32 protein-coding genes are annotated in these 21,739 nt (G+C 46.1%); 29 read left to right on the top strand and 3 right to left on the bottom strand.

The genetic code is table 11. The features are described 5' to 3' along the window. The first annotated feature begins 15 nt into the window (after positions 1-15). Together MHB54_RS22840 and MHB54_RS22845 are read left to right on the top strand one after the other, a co-directional pair. Positions 16-285, top strand: a complete 270-nt coding sequence (locus tag MHB54_RS22840; RefSeq protein ID WP_340982033.1) for a hypothetical protein — start codon at positions 16-18, stop codon at positions 283-285. 26 nt (positions 286-311) lie between these two features. Beyond that, on the top strand, positions 312-869 hold the full coding sequence (locus MHB54_RS22845; protein WP_264453552.1) for a hypothetical protein: 558 nt from the start codon (positions 312-314) through the stop codon (positions 867-869). A 98-nt stretch (positions 870-967) separates the two neighbouring features. Here the strand turns inward: MHB54_RS22845 and MHB54_RS28765 are convergent, their stop codons facing one another. The 3 genes from MHB54_RS28765 to MHB54_RS22860 are packed head-to-tail and all read right to left on the bottom strand — an operon-like array spanning position 968 to position 2,516. Further along, a complete protein-coding gene (locus MHB54_RS28765; protein ID WP_413630615.1) occupies positions 968-1,474 on the bottom strand; it encodes a DUF3102 domain-containing protein in 507 nt (168 codons plus the stop codon). After that, on the bottom strand, positions 1,450-2,217 hold the full coding sequence (locus MHB54_RS22855; protein ID WP_264453554.1) for a hypothetical protein: 768 nt from the start codon (positions 2,215-2,217) through the stop codon (positions 1,450-1,452). Before MHB54_RS22855 ends, MHB54_RS28765 begins: the two co-directional genes overlap by 25 nt. A gap of 56 nt (positions 2,218-2,273) precedes the next feature. After that, on the bottom strand, positions 2,274-2,516 hold the full coding sequence (locus MHB54_RS22860; protein WP_264453555.1) for a helix-turn-helix domain-containing protein: 243 nt from the start codon (positions 2,514-2,516) through the stop codon (positions 2,274-2,276). 194 nt (positions 2,517-2,710) lie between these two features. On the opposite strand from MHB54_RS22860, the gene MHB54_RS22865 reads away from it, so the two are divergent. The 27 genes from MHB54_RS22865 (at position 2,711) to MHB54_RS22995 (ending at position 21,616) form a co-directional block, all read left to right on the top strand. Then, the gene (locus tag MHB54_RS22865) at positions 2,711-3,199 is read left to right on the top strand and encodes a hypothetical protein (RefSeq protein ID WP_264453556.1); all 489 of its coding nucleotides are present in this window, start codon (positions 2,711-2,713) and stop codon (positions 3,197-3,199) included. A 93-nt stretch (positions 3,200-3,292) separates the two neighbouring features. Beyond that, positions 3,293-3,493 carry a hypothetical protein gene (locus tag MHB54_RS22870; RefSeq protein ID WP_264453557.1) on the top strand — a complete coding sequence of 67 codons (201 nt, stop codon included), beginning with the start codon at positions 3,293-3,295 and terminating at the stop codon, positions 3,491-3,493. A 2-nt stretch (positions 3,494-3,495) separates the two neighbouring features. Further along, the gene (locus tag MHB54_RS22875) at positions 3,496-3,861 is read left to right on the top strand and encodes a hypothetical protein (protein ID WP_264453558.1); all 366 of its coding nucleotides are present in this window, start codon (positions 3,496-3,498) and stop codon (positions 3,859-3,861) included. An 804-nt stretch (positions 3,862-4,665) separates the two neighbouring features. Beyond that, entirely contained in the window at positions 4,666-5,109 is a 444-nt protein-coding gene (locus tag MHB54_RS22880; protein WP_264453559.1) for a hypothetical protein, read from the top strand. A gap of 68 nt (positions 5,110-5,177) precedes the next feature. After that, on the top strand, positions 5,178-5,666 hold the full coding sequence (locus tag MHB54_RS22885; protein ID WP_264453560.1) for a hypothetical protein: 489 nt from the start codon (positions 5,178-5,180) through the stop codon (positions 5,664-5,666). A gap of 310 nt (positions 5,667-5,976) precedes the next feature. Continuing rightward, positions 5,977-6,936 carry a hypothetical protein gene (locus tag MHB54_RS22890; RefSeq protein ID WP_264453561.1) on the top strand — a complete coding sequence of 320 codons (960 nt, stop codon included), beginning with the start codon at positions 5,977-5,979 and terminating at the stop codon, positions 6,934-6,936. A gap of 81 nt (positions 6,937-7,017) precedes the next feature. Continuing rightward, positions 7,018-7,242: a helix-turn-helix transcriptional regulator gene (locus MHB54_RS22895; RefSeq protein ID WP_264453562.1), complete on the top strand. Its 225-nt coding sequence runs from the start codon at positions 7,018-7,020 to the stop codon at positions 7,240-7,242. Positions 7,243-7,307: 65 nt separating this feature from the next. Next, positions 7,308-7,520: a hypothetical protein gene (locus MHB54_RS22900; RefSeq protein ID WP_264453563.1), complete on the top strand. Its 213-nt coding sequence runs from the start codon at positions 7,308-7,310 to the stop codon at positions 7,518-7,520. A 155-nt stretch (positions 7,521-7,675) separates the two neighbouring features. Further along, entirely contained in the window at positions 7,676-7,813 is a 138-nt protein-coding gene (locus tag MHB54_RS22905) for a hypothetical protein (protein WP_340982034.1), read from the top strand. A 28-nt stretch (positions 7,814-7,841) separates the two neighbouring features. Beyond that, on the top strand, positions 7,842-7,991 hold the full coding sequence (locus tag MHB54_RS22910) for a hypothetical protein (RefSeq protein ID WP_264453565.1): 150 nt from the start codon (positions 7,842-7,844) through the stop codon (positions 7,989-7,991). Then, entirely contained in the window at positions 7,988-8,266 is a 279-nt protein-coding gene (locus MHB54_RS22915) for a hypothetical protein (RefSeq protein WP_264453566.1), read from the top strand. Before MHB54_RS22910 ends, MHB54_RS22915 begins: the two co-directional genes overlap by 4 nt. Then, complete coding sequence (locus MHB54_RS22920; protein ID WP_264453567.1) at positions 8,263-8,583, top strand: cold-shock protein; 321 nt, start codon at positions 8,263-8,265, stop codon at positions 8,581-8,583. The genes MHB54_RS22915 and MHB54_RS22920 overlap by 4 nt, the downstream gene beginning before the upstream one ends. Positions 8,584-8,602: 19 nt before the next feature. Continuing rightward, complete coding sequence (locus MHB54_RS22925) at positions 8,603-9,484, top strand: hypothetical protein (RefSeq protein ID WP_264453568.1); 882 nt, start codon at positions 8,603-8,605, stop codon at positions 9,482-9,484. Positions 9,485-9,543: 59 nt separating this feature from the next. After that, positions 9,544-9,744, top strand: coding sequence for a phage scaffolding protein (locus MHB54_RS22930; protein ID WP_264453569.1), 201 nt, complete (start codon positions 9,544-9,546; stop codon positions 9,742-9,744). Between the two features lie 48 nt (positions 9,745-9,792). Further along, complete coding sequence (locus MHB54_RS22935) at positions 9,793-10,137, top strand: hypothetical protein (RefSeq protein ID WP_264453570.1); 345 nt, start codon at positions 9,793-9,795, stop codon at positions 10,135-10,137. Then, entirely contained in the window at positions 10,134-11,999 is a 1,866-nt protein-coding gene (locus tag MHB54_RS22940; protein ID WP_264453571.1) for a phage tail tape measure protein, read from the top strand. Before MHB54_RS22935 ends, MHB54_RS22940 begins: the two co-directional genes overlap by 4 nt. Before the next feature lie 18 nt (positions 12,000-12,017). Next, on the top strand, positions 12,018-12,461 hold the full coding sequence (locus MHB54_RS22945) for a DUF2577 domain-containing protein (RefSeq protein WP_264453572.1): 444 nt from the start codon (positions 12,018-12,020) through the stop codon (positions 12,459-12,461). Positions 12,462-12,512: 51 nt separating this feature from the next. After that, on the top strand, positions 12,513-13,016 hold the full coding sequence (locus MHB54_RS22950; RefSeq protein WP_264453573.1) for a hypothetical protein: 504 nt from the start codon (positions 12,513-12,515) through the stop codon (positions 13,014-13,016). Next, the gene (locus MHB54_RS22955; protein WP_264453574.1) at positions 13,013-13,465 is read left to right on the top strand and encodes a phBC6A51 family helix-turn-helix protein; all 453 of its coding nucleotides are present in this window, start codon (positions 13,013-13,015) and stop codon (positions 13,463-13,465) included. The genes MHB54_RS22950 and MHB54_RS22955 overlap by 4 nt, the downstream gene beginning before the upstream one ends. A 1,210-nt stretch (positions 13,466-14,675) precedes the next feature. Further along, positions 14,676-15,353: an MBL fold metallo-hydrolase gene (locus tag MHB54_RS22960; RefSeq protein ID WP_023989395.1), complete on the top strand. Its 678-nt coding sequence runs from the start codon at positions 14,676-14,678 to the stop codon at positions 15,351-15,353. Between the two features lie 492 nt (positions 15,354-15,845). Beyond that, positions 15,846-16,367, top strand: coding sequence for an antiterminator LoaP (gene loaP / locus MHB54_RS22965; protein WP_023989394.1), 522 nt, complete (start codon positions 15,846-15,848; stop codon positions 16,365-16,367). Between the two features lie 141 nt (positions 16,368-16,508). Continuing rightward, positions 16,509-17,261, top strand: coding sequence for a 4'-phosphopantetheinyl transferase family protein (locus tag MHB54_RS22970; RefSeq protein WP_023989393.1), 753 nt, complete (start codon positions 16,509-16,511; stop codon positions 17,259-17,261). Positions 17,262-17,310: 49 nt separating this feature from the next. After that, a complete protein-coding gene (locus tag MHB54_RS22975; RefSeq protein ID WP_013310983.1) occupies positions 17,311-17,550 on the top strand; it encodes an acyl carrier protein in 240 nt (79 codons plus the stop codon). Continuing rightward, positions 17,547-18,785: a beta-ketoacyl synthase N-terminal-like domain-containing protein gene (locus MHB54_RS22980; RefSeq protein ID WP_023989392.1), complete on the top strand. Its 1,239-nt coding sequence runs from the start codon at positions 17,547-17,549 to the stop codon at positions 18,783-18,785. Before MHB54_RS22975 ends, MHB54_RS22980 begins: the two co-directional genes overlap by 4 nt. A gap of 15 nt (positions 18,786-18,800) precedes the next feature. Continuing rightward, positions 18,801-20,063, top strand: a complete 1,263-nt coding sequence (locus MHB54_RS22985; protein WP_264453576.1) for a hydroxymethylglutaryl-CoA synthase family protein — start codon at positions 18,801-18,803, stop codon at positions 20,061-20,063. Further along, positions 20,060-20,821: an enoyl-CoA hydratase/isomerase gene (locus MHB54_RS22990; RefSeq protein ID WP_264453577.1), complete on the top strand. Its 762-nt coding sequence runs from the start codon at positions 20,060-20,062 to the stop codon at positions 20,819-20,821. Before MHB54_RS22985 ends, MHB54_RS22990 begins: the two co-directional genes overlap by 4 nt. Before the next feature lie 45 nt (positions 20,822-20,866). Then, positions 20,867-21,616, top strand: coding sequence for a polyketide synthase (locus MHB54_RS22995; RefSeq protein ID WP_023989389.1), 750 nt, complete (start codon positions 20,867-20,869; stop codon positions 21,614-21,616). Positions 21,617-21,739 lie beyond the last annotated feature (123 nt).

Below are 21,739 nucleotides of genomic sequence, written 5' to 3' on the forward strand. Positions count from 1 at the left end.
GTGGATATACGTAACGTGAGATACGGAGGGATTCGGTTGGAAGGCGGTAAGTTCGAGGAGCGGTTTGAACAGAAGAAAACGCAGCCTAACGTATATCCGGTGCTCGGGTGGCTTTGCGCTGTCGTATCGCTGATATTCTTCCCGTTGCTTGTCGGAGCTGCTGGAGTTGTATTCGGATATTTGGCGAAAAAGTCTGGCAAGGACGTCCAGGGAGTCGCAATCATGGCGCTATCAGTTGCTTGCGGATTTTTGGGTATTATGATTGGAGTTATTTTCACTTTATAAAAAGGCATACACAAAGGAGTGAAACTATGCTATCGGAAAAGTTAGCTACAGTAGCTGGGCAGAGTTATATGGCAGAAATGTTTAACGACGGATTATTTTATTTACATAAAGGAAACGAAGCCGAAGATATATTTGTAAGAAATAGATTCCATAGGTCTGCAATTGTAAATTTCTGTACATCTGGAGAAGCAGCTATGTCAACAATAGTACATAAATTCTTAATGAAGAACGAATCCTCACTTGAAGAGGATGTAGATATTGAATTACTAAAAGCACTCAATGGAAGTAGTAACACACCCGAAAACTTTGTAACTATACCAGCTAAAATTTATACAATTGAGAGATTAATGGATAAAAAATTTGAGAGAAATACCAAAAATAAGTACCGTGATTTAACAAAGATAAGAAACAAAATTATACATTTTAGCTCCTCGTATAAATCAGAAATTTACAGTAATAAAACCGTTGAGAGAATGGCAAATGTGGCCCCTGAAATCGTTGATGTTTTTATAACAGAATTATTCAAATTGTATGGACATAATTCGATGGATGGGTTTCAATCAAAGCGCACACCTAGTTATTAAGCGTATTTTCACCGTAAATAAGCGCCGTCACTTCGCTCTGAATACCCACGTAAGGGTAGCGCCATAAACGCCTAATTTAAAGTTAAAAGCCCGTGTCCTCAACGCAGAGGATTACGGGTTTTTCGTTGTTTATATAGTGCTTCCGCTTGTTCTCGTGCCTCACGTTCTGCCTTCAGCGCAGCCTTAACTTCCCGTAGCTCGCGGACGGTCATTTCGTCCGGGCCCTTCGTAACACCAGATTTCAGCGTGTATTCCCGAGTACGTTCGTCAGGCGGAAGCGTTGCGATCTCGTAGAGTGCGCGTAGCCCTAAACGTTGGTACGTACCAACATCGCCCATCTCATCAAAAACCGAAATGAACCTGTGTGCGTGTGAACGATCGAAGTCTACGTGTTCCTCAAGCCAGCGTATCCACCCGCCCGCTTCTTCACGTTGTTGAGCGAGTTTCCTTAGTTCCCGGTCCGTACTATCTAATTTCGCATCGCGTACGGACTTGAGGAGGCGTCCTATTTCGAAGATAGCTTCGCCTGCAACGCGCTTGAATGCATTGATTTCCGCAGTTATCGTAGGTAAATATATAATTACTCTCCAGATGCCACGCCTAATGAATCGGTACCTGGGGCTTCGTCACCTACCTCTAATTCTAGTAATTGTTCAGGGATATGTGTTTTAACTTCCTCCGGGAGCAGATCATAAGCCATTTTTCCAATAGCTAAGACTGTTTTAGGATTTCTTTTACCCCAATTAAATGTTTTGGTGAAAAATGATTTGAGCCAATTTTCTTTAGTTAGGAAATCAAGTTGCTTTTTTAGAATATCTATTTCCTTAGAAAACTTGTTGATTTCTTGGTATAGAGTCTCTTGCGTCTTTTGTTCCTCCTCTAGCTTTTGTTTGAATACTTCTTCTAATTGATCTAAACGTTCACTAATATCCTGACTTTCATTTCTAGTAAAAAGACTATCCAAATTAAATTGGTTAATGTTCTCTTCGAGTTTATTTAGTTTTTCTTGGAACTCTGAATTTTTGTCTTTTAACTTCCTGAGAATTGGGGAAGAGCCGATGTCTTTTTCAATAGCCTCAAGCCAATCTACTATTGATGAGACAATATCTTCTTGGTCTCGGATTCCTATGGTTTCGATGTCGAGAAGAGAGCCTGGGGAAAAGGTAGCTTTTATAGAAGAACTCGAATAAATATCTAACTTGAATGAGAAATTAGTATGAAACCTGTATTTAATAGTAAGGCTGGCTATATGATCATTGTCATTTTGAAGAATAAAGTCTTCATTGGAAAAGCATGAGTAATCAAGCGCATTTTTAATTTCAGTTAATACGTGAGAGTTTAATTTCAAACAAACCCACTCCTTTTAAATTATACTATTTTCTTAAGAAAGAGATATTAACGGTCTTATTCTTTTTGCTCGGTACTTTCTTTCGCATTCTGAGGTATGTATTTAATCAAATCCCCCGGTTGACAGTCTAATACGGAGCAAACTCGATCTAGAGTCTCGATAGTTATAGACTTTACGTCAGCACCCTCGCTTGTTACCCACTGGCTTATAGTATTTGGACGGATACCTGAGTTTTTAGACAATGCGTACATACTCATTTCTCTTTTCTTGAGCATCTCTTCAAGTGTAAAACGAATCATTCGCGATCCTCCTTGTTATTAATTTTATTTTATTATAAAAGGGGTTGACTATATTAACTCGACGGGTTATTATCTTATTAGGTTAATAACGTATTGAGTTAGTAGAAGGTTTCATCTTTATCCTGCGCAACATCGTACCGTAACGAAGCATCAACGCAATTTATCCTATAGATCCCGCTAGGAGGCGCAATCATATGTCAATCACGTTAGGTTTCATCCGCAATCGTCGCGAAAGTAACGTCATCCTCACTGTCGGAAGCGGCCGCACTCGTCAAGAACTCCGCGTTACATCGGAATTATTCTTCACTATTATACCGCAAGCTAATCCGTATCTCTACGGTGACATTGTCCGAGCTACTCCGGCACAACTCGTCGAACTCGGCTTTGAATTGGACGCAGAAATGAAGCGCGAAGTCTTCCGTGTTGTACGCCCGCTAGTTACTCCGGCTCAAGTTCGCTACGTACTCGATCCGATCACAGGGAACTACATAGTTCGGTACGTCGGCACGCGCCAGGAACTCGTCATACAACCGCGCGCATTCTGGAGGATAACGGGAGTCAGTCGGCGATCGCCGCTCGGTAGCTTAACGCTGTCAATGGATGTAATGAAGGAACTCGGATTCATCGTCGGGAAGGGAGGCGTCCAGGTTGAACGCAGTAAGCAGTTTATCAACTACGCGTAACAACGTATTATCACGTAAAAATCGCAAGCGTATCGTCGCAATTCTTAAGTTTATCTACACTGTCGTACTGATTGCGCGAGAGGTGTTGACGTAATGTCTTACTTGGAAATATTCACGGATTATCGGCTTGGTTCCGAAACGACGGGCGAGGCGTTAATGATCGCGTTTCGGTTCTATGTTCTCGCGGTCGGCAACGTATTAGAAAGTCCGCACTTCACCGATGCCGAACGAATTGAGACGTTAAAAGAACTAAATACAGCGTTTAACAACGTATTTCCGAATGGAGGCGTTTGAGTATGGGCGAGTCAACCGAATTAGAACGGGCAGCGCTGGCCTACGGACCTTACGATCTGCCACATATGTATGAAGTCGTAGAGGGCGTTTTATACGCGGATCACTACTTTTTCCACCTTGAGAACGGTATTTTATGGCTTCGTCACGTCCGCAAAGTTGACCATCCGGAACACACGCACTTATTTATCGACGGAGACTCGGGCGGCCTTCAGCTTGCAGGAAACGTTCAGCGCGATTTACTGGAAGTAGTCATGGAAACACTCGATCGGCTCCGCAGTATGGACGGATTGACGTTTCTAATCGACGAGTTGTTATGGCTCGACGACCGCGGTGATATCGAATTAAATCTCGTTAAGAAGAAGGGATGACGCCGCTCCGATGAACCTAACGCCAATATGGGGAGGAGACGCGCGTGTATTATCAGACTGCCTCGCGCCAACGAGCGGTCAAATCTAATGTCCGTACTTTCCGACGCCAATCGGAGGGTTCGCCATGCGGACGCTTGGCCTGCGCTAACAGGTCGCTTCTTTAACGCTGAGTAGCGCTAACTGCTCGGTGGTTCTTCGGTCAGGCTACGTCAGACGCGCCAACGTCTCTGTAGGCTGGCGGGTTCCTTACAATAATTCCTACGTCCGGATACGGCAATATCCGTCAGGCAGGCGTAGTTCATATAAATTTTTCATCCTCGGACGATCGGCCGGTAAATCCGGTTCAGGCACCGGTCGTCTGCTTGTTATATCCAGTAATACGCAGAATGGGAACGTAGGTTCCACTTTATTGCGAAAAAAGTTGTTCGTTAATGTGCGGCGGTAGTCACGTGTCCCGTTTTTGCGATTCCGTGTCCTATTTATATATAGGGGGAAAAATTCTCGCAGTCCTGTGCGGAGTCAAAATTCGCTGTAGATAATACTGTATCCGATGTGCGAAACGGCCGTCGGTATACGTTGTAGTAAGTGAGTCCGAAAATAAATTTCCGCAAAAGTACGACATGAGGCGTTGAGTGTCGTTGGAGTAAATGTAAGGCGGAAAACAATACGCTCAACTGCGCGAAACTCATTCCGCTGGAAACAAACGTAGTGAAAGTGTGCATAACGACGCCGCGCATTCGGTTAACTAGGTAGACCGCGGGAAACCGCATCTCATAATACCAAACGAAAAGGGAGCGATTTTTTATGACAAACATTAGACAAGAAGCGGTAACACAGATGGAGCAAGATAAATTGGAGAAATATGCAGAATGGGTTGGTGTTGACCGTTTCGTACCGTTGGATTATCCAGTAATGGCAGAAGGCACGGTTTTACACGAGTCTGAATTTTTAAAGACGGTCGTGGAATGTGTGGCTTCTGGTGAGTTACTCACAGGTGAATACCTTCTAAGGGTAGATACGGACTTCCTTGCAATCGCAACAGGTATTGAGCAGAGAGTATTTGACGTATTAGCAGAACGCGGTGATGTGGAGGCCGTCCGCTCCATAATTAAGGCAACTGTAGGAATACTAGAATTCTCTCGGAAGGCACTTGAGTATTATGGCATCTGCCGTTTTGCGACAGGCTCGGGGGCTCCCTCTGATATGCACGACCTTGGAGAAGGTTATTACTACTGTAACTGGGCGTGAAAACTAACGAAAACGCGGCGGCTCCGTTGTGGGCTGCCGCTCAATTATCTTATGCAGGAGGGAACACGATGGCAATTGATACAACGAAATCACTCGCACATGATGAGGGATTTCCACGTGTACCGAATATCGTATACCGAATGTACCCGCTATTGGACGGGTTTACGTTGGAAACTGTCGGTTTATACGGGTATCTCAAATCATGGCGCCAGAATAAATCAAGTCACCGTATGTACGGGAAAGCTTGGTTGAATCAAAAAGAAATATCCGCACAGACCGGTATGTCACCATATAGAATACGTAAACACGTCGACATCCTGCAAGAACACGGTCTCCTCAGGGTTACGAAGTCATCCCGAACCGCAAACAAATTAATATATGAACCGCTAGAGCCATTAACTGAGGCAGAATTTAGGCTACTACACAAGGCGGAAATAGAGAGATTCGCTAGAGAACTTGACAGGCTAGAGAGTGAACTGGAAGCCGATCGCGCTCGTCTCACAGAGAAGCAGGAGGAATTTGAACGAAAGCAGATAGCCGGTACCGATGTTTTTTAGTCGATGTGAAATTACTTAATAACCAAGATTAAGACGTTTAGTATCCGTTATTCACTTATTTAACTAGAGAAAGAATAAGAAGAAAGAGTAACAAGAGAGAATAATAAATAATTCCGGAGATAAGACCTGTTTCGGGATAGAAGGCCACTATCCCTCACGCGTCGTCATTCGCTTACGCTCATTCCTAGCGAAGTATCATGCGCGCATTAGGATAGTCACATATAGATTTTTGCGTGAGAACTTCCACTAAGGAAGAACAACAGATACGTGGACATCAAAATATTAAGTTTCCATTATAGGAGGGGATTTATTGGAAGCAGCCAAAAAGTTAGTTGAGTACCAACATAGTCCGCAACTTGAGCTCATCGTTACGCCAGGCGTAGACAGATATGATTATTCTGGAGACTCCTGCGAATTGTTCCCGAACTGGACACGTACCAACTATAGGGCGTACGCCAAGCATCCGCTTGAGCTGAGACTGAAGGTAGCGGAGACAATGGTCGAATTATATGACGCTTATTATTTCGATGCTCACATAGGCGGTGACGGCAGGTTTCGGACACGGCTCGATAAACAGCGCTTGGAACGGCTGGCGGATTATATTCTCGCTGAGGATCACGTTAACGGGTTGTCAATTTTACGCGACCCATACGACAAACCTCGTGATCGTGACGTTGATGTTCCGCCAGGTGAGGGCGCGCGAGACTTCATGAGGAGGCACAATGTACGGATTTACTGTGAGGCTGACGCAGAGGATATCGCCGAGAAAATGGGCGTCAAGCTATGTCGCGTATGCCGTTATCCTTTCGAGGGCCGCTCGAGTAAAGTGGATTGCGGACCAAGTTGCCGCCGAGTATCTAAGACGCTGTGGGAACGCCAGGACAGATACGGAACAGTCAAACTTGAGGGTGAGCGAAACCGCACGCAATTAGAGTATGGTTTCTACAATCCCCAGGAGATGGAGGACCTACAGGAACGCTCTGAGCGGTCATTTGGAAACCCAAAGAAAATCGCGAATATGATTGATGCGAAGAAGCGGAAGGAAGGGCACGGTCGAAAGAATACTGTGCAGCTCGTAGATAAGAAGGGAACTGAGAACGCGGGTTACCTGGATGGGGAATATAGGTGGACGAGTAACCGAAACAAATACAAGGGCAATGAACATTCCATATGGTGGGGGCCGGTAGTCACGTATAACATGTACGAACAACCATTGACAGAGGAGTTTGTAGAATGCCGCAAGCCCCGTACTGTCCACATTTCCGCCTAAGGTGGGAAGGGAACCAACGTTCCCGTTAATTTTATTTAAGGGATAGGCGTTATTACAAATAGGACAAGGGGGTCTGTGATAATGGACGGAACGGGAGTTCGCGGCATTCGTGTTATGGTCGGCATGACGCAGGCAGGCTTTGCGGAGGCTTTAGACGTAAGTCAGTCCTGCATATCTGACGTCGAAAACGGTCGCCGAACTGTTTCCCGTGACCTGCGAATCAAGATCGCACAGGTTTTCGGAACGGGAGACGACGTTTTAGCTGCAATTCAGCGGGCAAAGGAATCAACTAAACTGGCGCTTTAACAGGCGTCTTTATTTTTGTCTTTTCACTTCATTGCTTTAAATCATAAAAGCAAGGAGGACTTTACGTGTGTAACAAGATATGGCGGATTGACTCGGACAACCTCGCAGCTTACACAGAGGATGCTACCGTTATGGCGAAGATCAAGCGTAGCTATTCGGATTTTCACGTCATGGCTGAGTATTTCCGATTCGGCAAGTTAATTGCGATTCAGTATCGTGTACCGGAAGCGCGGAAACGGTCAATCAAGCGGCTGTTAAATTGCCAAATCCGCGAATGAGGACAGTACCCTATACGTTGAGTTAGCGTGGTATTAGCGTATTAGACAAGCGGAGGAACTATGACCCTCGGCTTATTTTTGCGCGTCTGAAATCAAGCGAAAACACGGAAATGGGTACGGATTATGCACGGTTTTAACGGGAGGTGAGCTAGTGAGTGAACGAGAGGACGCGGCTACATACTGTCCGTATTACAAGCTGGATTCGAGCTGCGTATTACTTCACGCGATGTCAAAAGCGGATAAGCGGTGTAAAGCCTGGCGCGGCGATGATTCCGTACAATGTCGGTATTTGAGCACACAAGTAGCGAGGAGGTAGTAAACGTGAATCCGCAATATCAAACAGTCGTAACGTTCGCTGACGGTATCAATATTACATTCGGTGACTCCGTATCCCGCGCATGGATTCGATTTGCTGCGCCTATGATCGCGGAAGAGGAACGGAGACGTAGACGAAAGGGGAGACGGAAATGAGCGATCAATGTACGCAAGTTATCCATAAGCAAGAGGGCGGCCAGGATATCGTTAAAATTTACGATGCGTCCGGCGTTGATATGCTGACGGGGACCTGGCCTGTTAATGCAGAGAAGACACCGCTAGAAAGCGCAGTTGATGCGCTATGGTCCGGGTACTTCGAGGTACAAGACCGGCGTCACCTTTTCGGGAAGTATCCGGTTGCCGTGGTGTCGAACGTCAATGGAGCGGTGGACCAGTTTGTTAAAGAGTTTGAAGGGGAGGAATCAACGTGAGCAAATTCATTAACTCAAAAACGTGGACAGGCGGCGTCGGTACCGGCGACGAGATCGCCAGCATCGGCCCGTCACTCGGTATCAGTCGGAAGGAGTCGGATAAGCCGGCGAGAGTAAAGCGTAAATCCGGTGTAGTTTCGTACTTTAGCGATCGGGGCTACGGGTTCATCTCGTCCGGTGAGGATCGCGTATTCTTCCATCTATCCGACTGCGAATCGTTCGATGCGGCGGAGGTGCCGGTCGGCTTGCACGTGAGCTACGTATTAACGGAGGGTAGAGGCGGCAAGCCTGCGGCGAAGGACGTACAAGCAAACTAAACTAAAAGGGGAAATGAAAATGAGTTACGCAAAAGCAAAGGCAAGTTTACAGAGAGCACGCGAAATTGAACAATCCTCAACTGGTATGATGCTGGAATATAAAAGGAAACTCTCCGCTGAAATTTCACAGATTGAATCGGACCGCCGCCTCACCGAAGAGGGCAAGCAGGAGGTCAAAGCCGAAGCTAAACAAAAGTATGCGATTGAATTCTTGCAAAAAACACACACGATGAGACAAAAGTACGTCGCGGACATCAAAAAGACAATCCAGGAAGCCGAAAAGGTGATTTACACGCCGCCGAGAAAGCCGGATGCGACGAAACTCGGCCGATTTGAGGACGCTTTCCGGTCACTGAAAACGGAATTAATGTTCGCCACGTCGCAGAAGTCGGCGTTTGATAAGCTGCGCGGCTTCGTCGAAAAGTTGGATGACCCGTACCTTGCGAAGCTTGTCCGGGACGACTTTGCGGAGCTCACAACGAAAGTCCTCGCTACTCCAGGGGACGGTAACTCCCAAAAAGGCACTGGCGCTGCGGCGGTAACGACTTCCGTCCGTAGAGAACTCGGCGAGATGTACGACGGTTTGATGAGGCCGTTTCAAAGCGAGGATTTTCGCGGGGCCAGCGAAGTCCTTGAGATTGCGCAAATGCTCGTTGAGGATTCACGCATTCACCGTAGCGTTATCGTAAACAGCGCGGCAGAAGAAACTTTTGGGGCGGATTATGCGCGCTATATCAACGATACGGATTCGTTTTTTGTTAAACATCCAGAATACACGCCAGAGCCGTTTGTGGACGAAGAGGGGGACCGTATCCGCCAAACTGAGGAGGACTTGGCTTGGATTTATAAAGACGATGAGAATCAGACGTTAAGCGTTGGGGCAGGAAAGGCGGCGGAGTAATGAGCGATGGTGTTTTAGAGACCGCAAATAAACGCCTTGTCCGGGCGGAGTTTCTGGTCGTGTCAAGAAATGCTGGCGTGCTTCCGGATGCACTCGACGCCGCGTACACACTGGCGGACTTGTCCGGCGTATCCATTGACGATAACGGCAAGGTGTGGGGAGTTGATGACGCGATTGAAACACTTAGGACTAGGAGTGGTTATTTATTTGCACCAGTAGAGCCAGTGAAGCCGAAAGCTATTGGCAGTTGGTACTTATAAGTTGGCCGAAGGAAGCGAAGGCGGCGCAACAACGATAGGGGGAGTAATATGTCGGACAATATTACGGTAGCTTTTGAGCGGGTAGTGCCGATCGCGACGCTACTGGCGGAGATCATTACGTATACACGCCCGGGTAACTATGCATTCCGGACAAACCACGCAGAACAGTACGCAACGTGGACGGAGACAGCCGCACAATTTGAGGCTTCCGGGGTTCACTCGATTAAGACCGTCGGCTACCACATGCGTCGTCTTTCGGATGCGCTTGAGAAGGCGGACGAGGCTGTGGATCGCGGTCGAAATGCAATACGTCAAACGTTAACCGTACACGATGCGCTGCGTAAGTTGCTGCGTGCGATCGACCGTTATCGGGAGTGGGTGATCCGTAATTGAGCTTCGATTTAATCGGGCATTTACGCCTCAAGGACGATCTATCTAGCAAGCTTAGTAGGGCAATGGGCGGCATGATGAAGTTTGGAGCCGTGGCTGCGGGATTAGGTACGGCTGTATCTGCGGTCGCAATTGCCGGGGATTCTTTGAAAAAAGCAATGGATTTTGAAAGCCAAATGTCCACGATCAAGGCGTTAACCGGTGCGACTGATACACAAATGAAGCAGATGCAGCAGCTCGCGTTACAACAAGGATCTGAAACTAAATATTCAGCACTTGAAGCATCAAAAGCGATCGAGGAATTACTCAAGGCGGGAATGTCCACCGCTCAAGTACAAGCGGGCGGTCTCAACGCTTCCCTGAATCTCGCGACGGCTGGCGGTCTTGAGCTTGCGGAAGCTGCGGAAACTATGGCAACGTCAATGAATGCGTTCAAGAAAGACGGGCTATCTGCGGCGCAGACGGCAAACATACTCGCGGGTACGGCTAACGCTGCGGCTACCGGGGTTAGAGATATAGGATACGGGATTGCGAGCGCGGGCGGCGTTGCGGACATGGTCGGTCTGTCATTTAAAGACTTGAATACAGCGATCGGTCTCATGTCCAATGACGGTTTGAAATCCGGTTCAGACGCAGGTACGTCTTTCAAGTCTATGCTGATGTACCTACAGCCACAGACGAAGAAGGCTACGCGCTTATTTGAAAAGCTCGGTATCGGCGTTGGCAAGGCGAATAAGTTCTTCGAAAAGGGCAAGATCAAAGACCTCGCGGGCGTTGCTGACGTACTGCAAAAGACCCTCGGTAAAATGTCGGAGCAGGACCGAACCGCTACGTTGCTGGACATGTTTAGTACGGACGGTGTGAAGGCGGCGACTACGTTGTATAAGGCGGGATCCAAGGGTGTCAAAGAGTTTTACCGCCAGATGAGCAACGTTACAGCGCTTCAAGTAGCCAAGGAGAAAATGAATAATGCAGCGGGAAGTCTCGAAAATTTCAGAGGAGCCATAGAGACGTTGCAGATTTCCGCATTGCTTCCGACAATGCCGATTATTGCTAAACTGGCAAATGCTGCATCCCAGTTTGTAACGAAGTACACTCCGCAAATTACAGCAGCCGTACAAAAGGCGGTAACGACTGCGCAATCCTATATTAAATCAAACTTCATCAACAATCCGAAGTTCAACAAGCTTCCGGACTTGGAGAGTAAAGTCACCTTCGTCTTTGATACGCTCCTTGAGACGTTCAATGGCTGGTGGAACAAGAGCGGACGCGTAGGATTTGAGACAATCACGTCAAGCGCATTGGGCGTAATGATAGATGTTGTAGAAGCGTCAGCACCTCAAATCGCAAGCGCAGCATTGAGCGTAGGCCAGGCAATCGCGTACGGTGTTATGAAAGGGATTAAAGAGCACTTTAACCTCGTCCAAGCTCTGAATCCTAACAATGCTGCGAAAGAATTGATCGAACGTCAGTATTCCAGCTATGATTCTTTGAAAAACTCGGCCGTTGAGAATGCAAAGAACAAGCCAGGCAAACCGCTCATTGAAGGTGGAGAGATCAAAGCCCCACCTAAGAAGACTTGGGGCGAGAAAGCGTGGGGTTCCGTAGTTGATACAGGTACGGCCATCCGTAACTTTGCGACCGGACACGCAGGCGGACTCGACACCGTACCTTATAACGGTTATCCGGCGCGTCTTCATAAGGACGAGGCCGTTCTCACGAAGCATGAAGCGTCCGAGTGGCGTGATCAGCAGCGTGGTAAAGGCAGCAACGCACCGTCAATCGTCATTCAGAACGTCACGATCACTAACGACATGGACGTTGAACGGTTCGCAAGTATGTTGGCGCGTCGTCTCGCTATCTAACGAAAGGAGAACAATTCAGTGATTAAATTAATCGAAGGTAACGGCGTATCACAGTTCCGCGATGTCATCAAGCAACTCGGACACAACGTAGAGGTCGATATCGAATACGCAACAATCCTCGCTCCTCCGCCAGCTCTCCGCATGCAAGTCGATAACATGAAGATCGAACTCGACGGAGACGACGTAATCATACCGGAGCATCTACGTGAACACACGCGCAAGGTGTCCGTTAAAGCAGTGGAGCCGACTACGCTCGAACTCAACCGATATACGCGCGTAACGAAGGAAACGGAGTCCTCCGCACCGGTTACGTCCAAAGCGTTCAGCGACGTGTTTAACTTCGGTTCATTCACGTCCGGCGAGTTCGAGATTACGTTTCACGACGAGTTGAAGGCGGGCGACCGAGTGGCCGTTGCGTCGTTTGGCGCGGGACAACGTTATATCGTGTTGGGGCGGATTTAATAACGGGCGGGCTGCGGCTCGCTCTTTTATTACGAAAGGGGACATGATTGTATGAACGGCGTCACACGTTTAACGGAGTGCATACGTAAACTCCGTATTGAACAAGGATTAGACGCGTACCCGAAGCCCGTTCCTAAGTTCGTTAGCACGCCGCTGGCTCTCGCTATAATCGGCCGACTCAAACCGTTTACCGCGATCGTGGTCAAATACGCCCGAATACTGGCCGAGGGCGAGGTTACGCGTATTGATACGGACAGGCTTTCCCAATACGTTGAGTATACAAAGCTACTGAAACACGCGGAGGAGAAACTTTACGGCGTACCGGGCTTGGGCGTTGAGCTATCTCTCGGAGTTATCAACCGCGTAAACAACGCAATAGACGAAGATAAGCTGGATACACTCGATGTTAACGCTCAAGTGCGGAGTCTTCATATTGCGCTTAAGTGGTTGACGAGTAGGGACACAATGAAAAAGGCGGGAGCATTTAGCGATGAGGAAACGTTTCAAGCCGCAATAGCCGACGTGAAGAAACGTATAGAGGGGGAGACCGAATGAGCTCACAGCGTAAACGACTTGAGGAACAACTTACGCCGCAGCAGCAACGGGCCGCGCAATTACTCGTATCCAACGAGTGGGGCGAACTACTTTCCGACGTTGGAAAGAAGCGTACAATGCAGGAGCTTGCGGACGAACTCGGCATAGCGCGCTCAACACTATACGAGTGGAAGGCGCAGACGACGTTCGCTGCCTACGTCAACTACTTAGCCGAGCGTCAACTTGATTCGATGCGGTCGACCGTGTACACTCAGTTAATGAAAGCGATTATGGGCGGCAATAACGGTATGCCTTCCGTAAAGGCAATCGATTTGTTCATGCGTAGATACGGATTGCTAACGGATCGGACGGAGGTTGTCGATATGCGTGAAGAGGTCGAGAACAAACGTAGATCGGACGAAGCTATCCGCAAAGATATCGAAGAGTTGGACCGAATGTTGGCGGAATGATCCGACGATTCCGGACATATAGCCCGTTTTACCTACACGAAGCTTCCGACGCACGTCCGCCTTACAACTCGGGGGTTGACTGGCGCGAGGTTTCCGTAATGGCGGATTTACGCTACACATTCCGGCTGCATACGCAGTGTATAACGGGCGTGGAAACCAGCGTATTTCACTGCATACGTTACCAGCGAGTAGATGGGCGGATAACGCGTAAACCCGCGCAGCTACGGGATTTATACGGATTATACGCTGGTAATGTATATACAGTGCATAGGGTACGTTTATACAGCGCGGCATCAACCGCATAGCGGCGCGGGTTCCGGGCGCAGACATATTCGCATAATATGGATTTTGTGCACATGTCCGTGAATAGCCGCTGCATAAAAGGCGACCGGGTGGTACGTATGGCTGCGTGTGTCCGATCGAAATTAACGCTTATTTACGCTATCAAAAGCGAATGAATAAGCGTATTTTTGCTCGGAGATTGCGAGGGCCGTACCCCCAATGCCCCTGCGCGTCGGTCCGGAATCTGGTGCGTGAGAAATCGGCGTATCAAAATAAACTTCCGAGAATTATAAAGCGCTCGTCTACGGTTATGATTCGTGGGCGGGCGCTTTTCTTCGTTTATGAGATGCTTGTATACCGGAAATATTTACCGTATAATATAACGGTAGCAACCGCACAGGAGCGGGAGCCTACGAAATCACATCACGCATAAATGAACGGTGAGGTCCTCGGGTACTTGTCGTCAATTTAACGTATATAATCGGTCTAAAACGTTGATATAGCGCGGTTTTCACACGCTTACTATTCGTAAGGGACTTAAAATCCTGCGGTAGGTGACTACCGTACCGGTTCGATCCCGGTCCTCGGCATTCTTGAATTACCATGGACACATCAAAGTTAATTGAACGAAAATAACGCGAGGTTCTGTGTACCTGCGGAATACTCCGTAACAGGTATGTAGGATCAACAAAAAACGTCTCACCGTTAACATACGGAGAGGCGTTTTTTGTTTTGGAAAAATTAAGCGATCTTGTAACAGAGAGTTGGAGCCTTTCTATTGCATCAATTGTTATAATCATAGGACAACGAAATTAGGCCTTTATAATTAAATAGTAAGTATTTCTAAAAAGTGAAGTGGCCCAAAACCTTAAATCAGAATGTTGTTGTTTTTAATTAACCATTGGGAAGGTGGTTCGGTGAAGCTGATATGAATCTGACTTTTCATATGGAACAGTTAAGAGTCTGTTTTATGAATTTCATCAATTATGTATATTTTGTAATGGATGAGAAAACAAGAGACATAGCTATTGTTGACCCATCATGGGATTTATTAAAGGTAGAGTCCTATCTTCAACATTTGAATGGCGATCTCAAAGCGATACTATTAACTCACTCACATTGGGATCATATTAATTTGGTAAATCCACTCCTGGAAAAATATAACCCGCAGGTATTCATGTCAACAAACGAAATCGATTTTTATCATTTTAGATGTAGAAATTTACATTCAATTAAAGACAAGGATTCAATCCAGGTCGGTGAAACAGAAATTAAAAGTCTTTTGACTCCTGGACATACCGCGGGAAGTGTATGCTATCTTTTATCAGATCGCTTATTTACTGGGGATACAATATTCATTGAAGGTTGTGGCTTTTGTGACCCAAATGGAGGAAATCCAATAGAATTATATAATAGTGTTCAAAAAATAAAGCGAGAAATTGATGACTCTATTCAAATTTATCCTGCTCATTCATTTGGTAAAGCGCCTGGTTTTACACTCAATCACCTCATGGATGAAAATATTTATTTTCAATTTACGAGTAAGGAATCTTTTATTAAATTTAGAATGCGTCCGAACCAAAAGGGCCTGTTCGATTTCAAATGAGTCTGTATTGTGGCCCAGTTCTAATGGTGAGAGAAAATCTTAAATATAAAAAATAATACATAACGATCTATCATTTGTCTGTGCCCCAGATGCTCAAGTTAACTAGAGTAAAACACTCGGATCAGTTCTTTTATAAGCCGCCAGAAACGTTGAAGCTGTATTCGAAAGATAATAATGACTTCAAATTAAGCATTTTCAGAAAGGTTTGCGAATCCAATCTGAACTTGGCCGTTTCCAATCAACTGTGAATTGACAGGGTTTGAGTAGAGGATTATAATGGAAAAACATTATTCCAATTATATGATTATATGAAAAATAAAGGAACTTTTCTGTGGTTAATCGCTGGCGGGTCACGTTAACCATCAAAGAGGGATATATCGTGAGAGATTGTAGCTTATCAAGTAGGATAAGTGAAAGGGCGAAGCTATGTATATGGGTAGTAGACATTATAGGAGATGATTTGGCAGTACGTTTTTATAGGAGATGAGTTAAGTGAGCTGGTACGTGTTTTTTGTGCGAACGGGTAGGGAAGAACAGGTCAAGCAGCTTATTAATGAGTGGTTGGATTCTGAAGTCTACAAACCCTTTATACCACTCCAAGAGAGACTCTTTAAAGTAGCAGGAATAGTAAAGAAAGAATGGGCTCCTTTGTTCCCAAGCTATGTATTTATTGAGTCGAATTTACCTGACTTGCAGTTCGTAACCAGTACAAATTCAATGATTTGCACTTCTAGTGATATCATTCGTTTATTGAGATACTCGAAGTTTGAAGCTTCAATGAGAGATTCGGAGAAACAAATGTTAGAAAGTCTATGCAATGATAGCTATTGTATAGAATCATCAACTGGAATTATTGAAGGAGACAATATATGTATCCTAGATGGCCCACTTAAAGGAAGGGGGAGTATAGTTAAGAAAATAGATAGACATAAACGACAAGCGGTCATTCAGTTAGAATTTATGGGTGATATCAGGTTAGTGAGAGTAGCTTTGGAAATTATAAGTAAGGTTTAAAGTGGAGAACTCGTGACGAGTTCATACTCCATGAGGAAGCTTTCAGAACCCTTAAGGGATTTGAAGGCCTTTTTTGATTTGGACTGCTAAGTTAGTAGTTTACTAGGGGGGATATGCGTAGCCTCGTATGCAGAACAACTAATGTTGAAGCGGGAAGATGCCGTGATGAAGGCGGCCGTCAGTTTTGTCCATGCAGATTATAACGCAGACGCTCCCCTTGATCGAGAAGTCTTTCATTCGGATGAGTGTAGTTACTTCGAGAGTTTGGTATTCCATCGGCGGAAATCCAACTTTGTGCTTGGCAGGCTAAGTGCCAAACAAGCAGTTTCGGTGCTGTTAAGCGAGCCAGACCTGCGCAACGTAAGTGTGGAGTCAGGTGTCTTCGGCCAGCCCATGCTTCGAATCAATGGTGTCCACAGCTATCAGGTGAGCATTGCCCACTGCGACTATATCGGAGCGGCTGTTGTTTTTCCCGAAGCACATCCCATGGGCATTGATATTGAGAGGATTGATTCTAAGCGAAATAAGACAATTGAAAGCCAACTGACGGTGGAAGAAAAGGAAAGAATCTCTGTCGTGCGGGGAGTAGGGGAGTACTCAGCTTTATTGACGGTTTTTTGGACAGTGAAGGAGGCCCTGTCGAAAATATTACGTACAGGTTTTACAACATCGCTGCATGTACTTGAAATGAATGAGACCAGGTTTGTGGATGGATACTTCCAAAGTACATTTTCACATTTTCCACAATATGCTGCCCAGTCTTACCAGTTAGGTGACTATATCTGCACGATTGTAGCACCGAGGAAGACGGAATGGAGTATGAATACTTCTCGGCTTTATGAAAAATTCAATGCAAGTTTTCATCGAAATCCGTTTGTAGATCATGTTTACTGAACACTAGGTTTGTTGAGTTTTAAATCATTTATTTTTTAGGAGGATACCTATGCATAAGGAAGAAGTATTCGATATCGTTAAACGTTGTATTCGTGAAGTGCTTCCCGAATTACAAGATCACACGTTCGAGTATGGCGATCGATTGGTGGATTTGGGTGCAGATTCAGTAGATCGGGCTGAAATTGTAAACAAGACGATGGAAACATTATCTCTTAATATTCCGCGCGTCGAATTGTCCGGCGTGAAAAATATAGGGGAATTGACAGATGCACTTTATGCGAAATTATGAAAAATTATGAAGAGTCTGAGTTAGTCGTTACGGGGATTGGCGTGACTTCGGCGATTGGGCAGGGGAAGGCTGCTTTTGCCTCGGCGTTGTTCAAAGGGCAGCATGCATTTGGCGTCATGCAACGCCCGGGCAGAAGAGGTGAAGCTTCATTTATAGGTGCGGAGCTGCCACCCTTGTCTTATCCGAAGGCATTATCCAAACGAATGTTACGTACAGCATCATTTTCGGGGCAGGTGGCCATGGTAACCCTTCAAGAAGCCTGGGATGATGCTCAATTGGATAACGTTGATCCTAGCCGTATTGGACTGGTGGTTGGAGGCTCCAATTTTCAGCAACGGGAGCTATTTCAGACTTATGAGGCCTATCGGGACAAAATGTGCTTTGTACCGCCGACCTATGGGGTTTCCTTTATGGATACTGATTTGTGCGGACTATGTACCGAACAGTTCGGTATTCAGGGGTTAGCTTATACCGTCGGTGGTGCATCCGCGAGTGGACAAGTCGCAATCATTCAAGCAATTGAGGCCATTCAAGCAGATCGTGTTGATGTTTGCATTGCAATGGGGGCATTGATGGATATTTCGTATATGGAATGCCAGGCATTGCGATCCTTGGGAGCGATGGGAAGCGACCGATATGCCGATGAACCTGCAATGGCGTGTCGACCATTTGATCAGTCGCGGGACGGGTTCATCTATGGGGAATCTTGCGGGGTTGTAGTCATAGAACGGGCCGATTCTGCCGTGAGGCTTCGGGAGAAACCTTATGCCAAACTTGCAGGATGGGATATGGGAATGGATCGAAACCGGAATCCCAATCCCTCCTACGAAGGCGAAGCCCGAGTGATTAGAAGAGCTTTGGAGAAAGCAAAGCTGCTACCGGAAGAGATTGATTATATTAATCCCCATGGGACAGGCTCGGTCGTTGGAGACGAGATAGAAATAAAGGCATTACAGGATTGTAAATTGTCACATGCCTATATCAATGCAACTAAATCCATTATCGGTCACGGCTTGAGCGCGGCAGGAACTGTTGAAATTATTGCTACTCTTTTACAAATGTCGGAGTCGAGACTTCACCCTACCCGTAATTTGGAGGAGCCTATCCAATTGGACTGCAATTGGGTGAAGAATGAGTCCGTACCAGCAATTATTCACAATACTATGAATCTGAGCATGGGCTTTGGTGGAATCAATACTGCCATTTGTATGCAAAAATGTGAGTCGCGTATTTGAGAGAGGGGGACGATTATGGTTGTCGTGGGAATTGAGGCAATGAACGTTTTTGGTGGCTCTGCCTATCTGGATGTTATGCAATTAGCCCAACACAGGCAATTGGATCCTGCAAGGTTCGAAAATTTATTAATGAAAGAAAAGGCGGTTGCCCTACCTTACGAAGATCCAGTTACCTTTGGAGTAAATGCGGCAAAACCGCTGGTGGACGCTCTTTCAGAAGCGGAAAAAAACCGAATCGAAATGCTTATCACCTGTACGGAATCAGGTATTGATTTTGGGAAATCAATCAGTACATATATTCACCACTATTTGGGGTTGAATCGGAATTGCAGATTATTCGAGCTCAAGCAAGCCTGCTATTCCGGTACTGCTGGACTCCAAATGGCGGTGAATTTTATTCTTTCTCAGGTCTCGCCAGGAGCAAAAGCGCTTGTAATTGCCAGTGATATTTCACGATTTATTGCTGCTGAAGGCGGGGATGTCTTGAGTGAGGATTGGTCTTATGCTGAGCCAAGTGGAGGCGCAGGGGCCGTGGCAATGCTCATTAGTGAAAATCCTCATGTTTTTCAAATCGATGCAGGCGCTAATGGATATTACGGCTATGAGGTGATGGATACTTGCCGGCCGATTCCAGATAGCGAGGCTGGGGATGCAGATATGTCTTTAATGTCCTATCTGGACTGTTGCGAGCAAGCGTTTTTGGAATACCAAAAACGGGTGCAAGGAGTGGATTATAAAGATACCTTTCAGTATCTTGCCTTTCATACTCCTTTTGGCGGAATGGTAAAAGGAGCGCATCGCACGATGATGCGAAGGTTGACTAAATCCAAACCAAATGAGATTGAGGCAGATTATTTACAACGTGTTAAGCCCGGATTGGCGTATTGCCAACGAGTCGGTAATATTATGGGGGCGACTTTGTACCTCTCCTTGGCAGGTACGATTGATCAGGGTACATTCGATGCTCCAAAGCGAATCGGCTGTTTTTCCTACGGGTCAGGCTGCTGCTCTGAATTTTATAGCGGGGTTGTTATGCCGCAAAGCCAGGAACATCTGCGGCGTTTTGAAATTGAGCGTAATTTGAATGATCGCTATCAGTTAACTATGGATGAATATGAATCCCTGCTAAAAGGCAGTGGCGCTGTACGGTTTGGAACCCGCAACGCCAAGCTGGATTTTCAATTGATTCCGGGGGTGATAGCTTCCGGGAAAGGGAGACAGCGGTTGTATTTGGAAGAAATCTATGAATTCCACCGTAAATACAGGTGGGAATCATGAGTTATCAAACGATTCAGGTTCGGTTTCAAGAATCGATTTGTTATATTCGCTTTTACCGACCGGAGGCAAATAATACGATTAATAATACCCTCATCGAGGAGTGCTTGCATGTACTTGCACTGTGTGAGGAGTCAGTTACGATCGTAGTTTTGGAAGGTTTGCCGGAGGTGTTCTGTTTTGGCGCGGATTTTGAGGGAATGCGTGAAAAAGTGGAAAGTGGACAAGAACATGCAATGAGTCCAGAGCCTATGTATGATCTGTGGTTAAAATTAGCAACTGGGCCCTATATCACGATTTCTCATGTGCGAGGAAAAGCAAACGCTGGTGGCGTCGGATTTATTGCTGCCAGCGATATTGTGATAGCCGACGAGACGGCACAGTTCAGCTTGTCAGAATTGCTATTCGGACTTTTCCCTGCTTGCGTTCTACCATTTTTAGTCCGCAGGATTGGATTCCAAAAAGCGCATTATTTAACACTAATGACGCAGCCCGTTTCGGTTCAACAGGCCCATGTATGGGGATTGGTTGATGCGTACGATGTTCAGAGCGAGATGGTGCTACGCAAGCATTTATTACGCCTCAGACGATTGAGCAAGCATGGGATCTTACGCTACAAGCGCTTTATGGATGAACTCAACGATTTGCGTCAGTGTAAACCACTAGCGTTGGCGTCCAATCAAGAGGTGTTTTCAGACGCTCAAAATCTTAAGGGCATTTTCCGATACGTTGAAACGGGGCAATTTCCGTGGATGGACTGATGGTCTACGCCACAAGATGGGGATGTAGGAGGGAAGAAGATCATAATGTCACAATCCGTGGTTGAATTACTTGAAATCGAACGAGGTATTATTCAAGTGAAAATGCAAGATAGAGTTCATAAAAATACATTTACGCTTGAAATGACCCATGGACTAAGACAAGCGTTCAAGACGATCCAAGAAGATTCAACCTGCAAAGTCGTAATTCTAACAGGATACGATAATTACTTTGCCACGGGTGGGACGCAAGAGGGACTGTTGGCTTTACATGAAGGAATCTCGAAGTTTACCGATGAAAATATTTACTCACTTGCATTGGGCTGTAAAGTTCCAGTGATAGCTGCTATGCAGGGACATGCGGTGGGCGGAGGCTTTGTAATGGGGCTATTTTCTGACTTTGTAGTCCTAAGCAGGGAAAGTGTGTACACGACTAATTTTATGAGATACGGATTCACACCGGGAATGGGTGCCACGTATATTATTCCTAAAAAACTAGGGTTCAGCTTGGGAGAAGAGTTATTGTTAAATGGGGGCAATTATCGAGGTGTTGAACTGGAAAAACGAGGAGTTCCATTTCCGACCCTGCCCCGCAAAGAAGTGATGGGCTATGTAATGGATCTTGCCCGGCAGCTAGCCGAGAAACCCAGATTTTCTTTAATCACGCTAAAGGATCATTTGGTTGCTCCACTCCGGGAACAGCTTCCCAAAATCGTAGAACAAGAGCTTATCATGCATGAGAAGACCTTTCATCAAGCGGAGGTTAAAGAACGAATTATCAACTTGTTTGGAAAATAACCAAATAGAGATTCGTTGAACGCCTTTGCGGTTGTTCATGCGAACCAGCAACGAGTGTGAAAGAGGCATATAGCCTTCCTCATCACTCGTTTTTTCTTTGATATATTTTAGCAGGCAACTCCT

It is taken from the genome of Paenibacillus sp. FSL M7-0802, assembly GCF_038004945.1.
In the GTDB taxonomy this organism is placed as follows: domain Bacteria; phylum Bacillota; class Bacilli; order Paenibacillales; family Paenibacillaceae; genus Paenibacillus; species Paenibacillus polymyxa_B.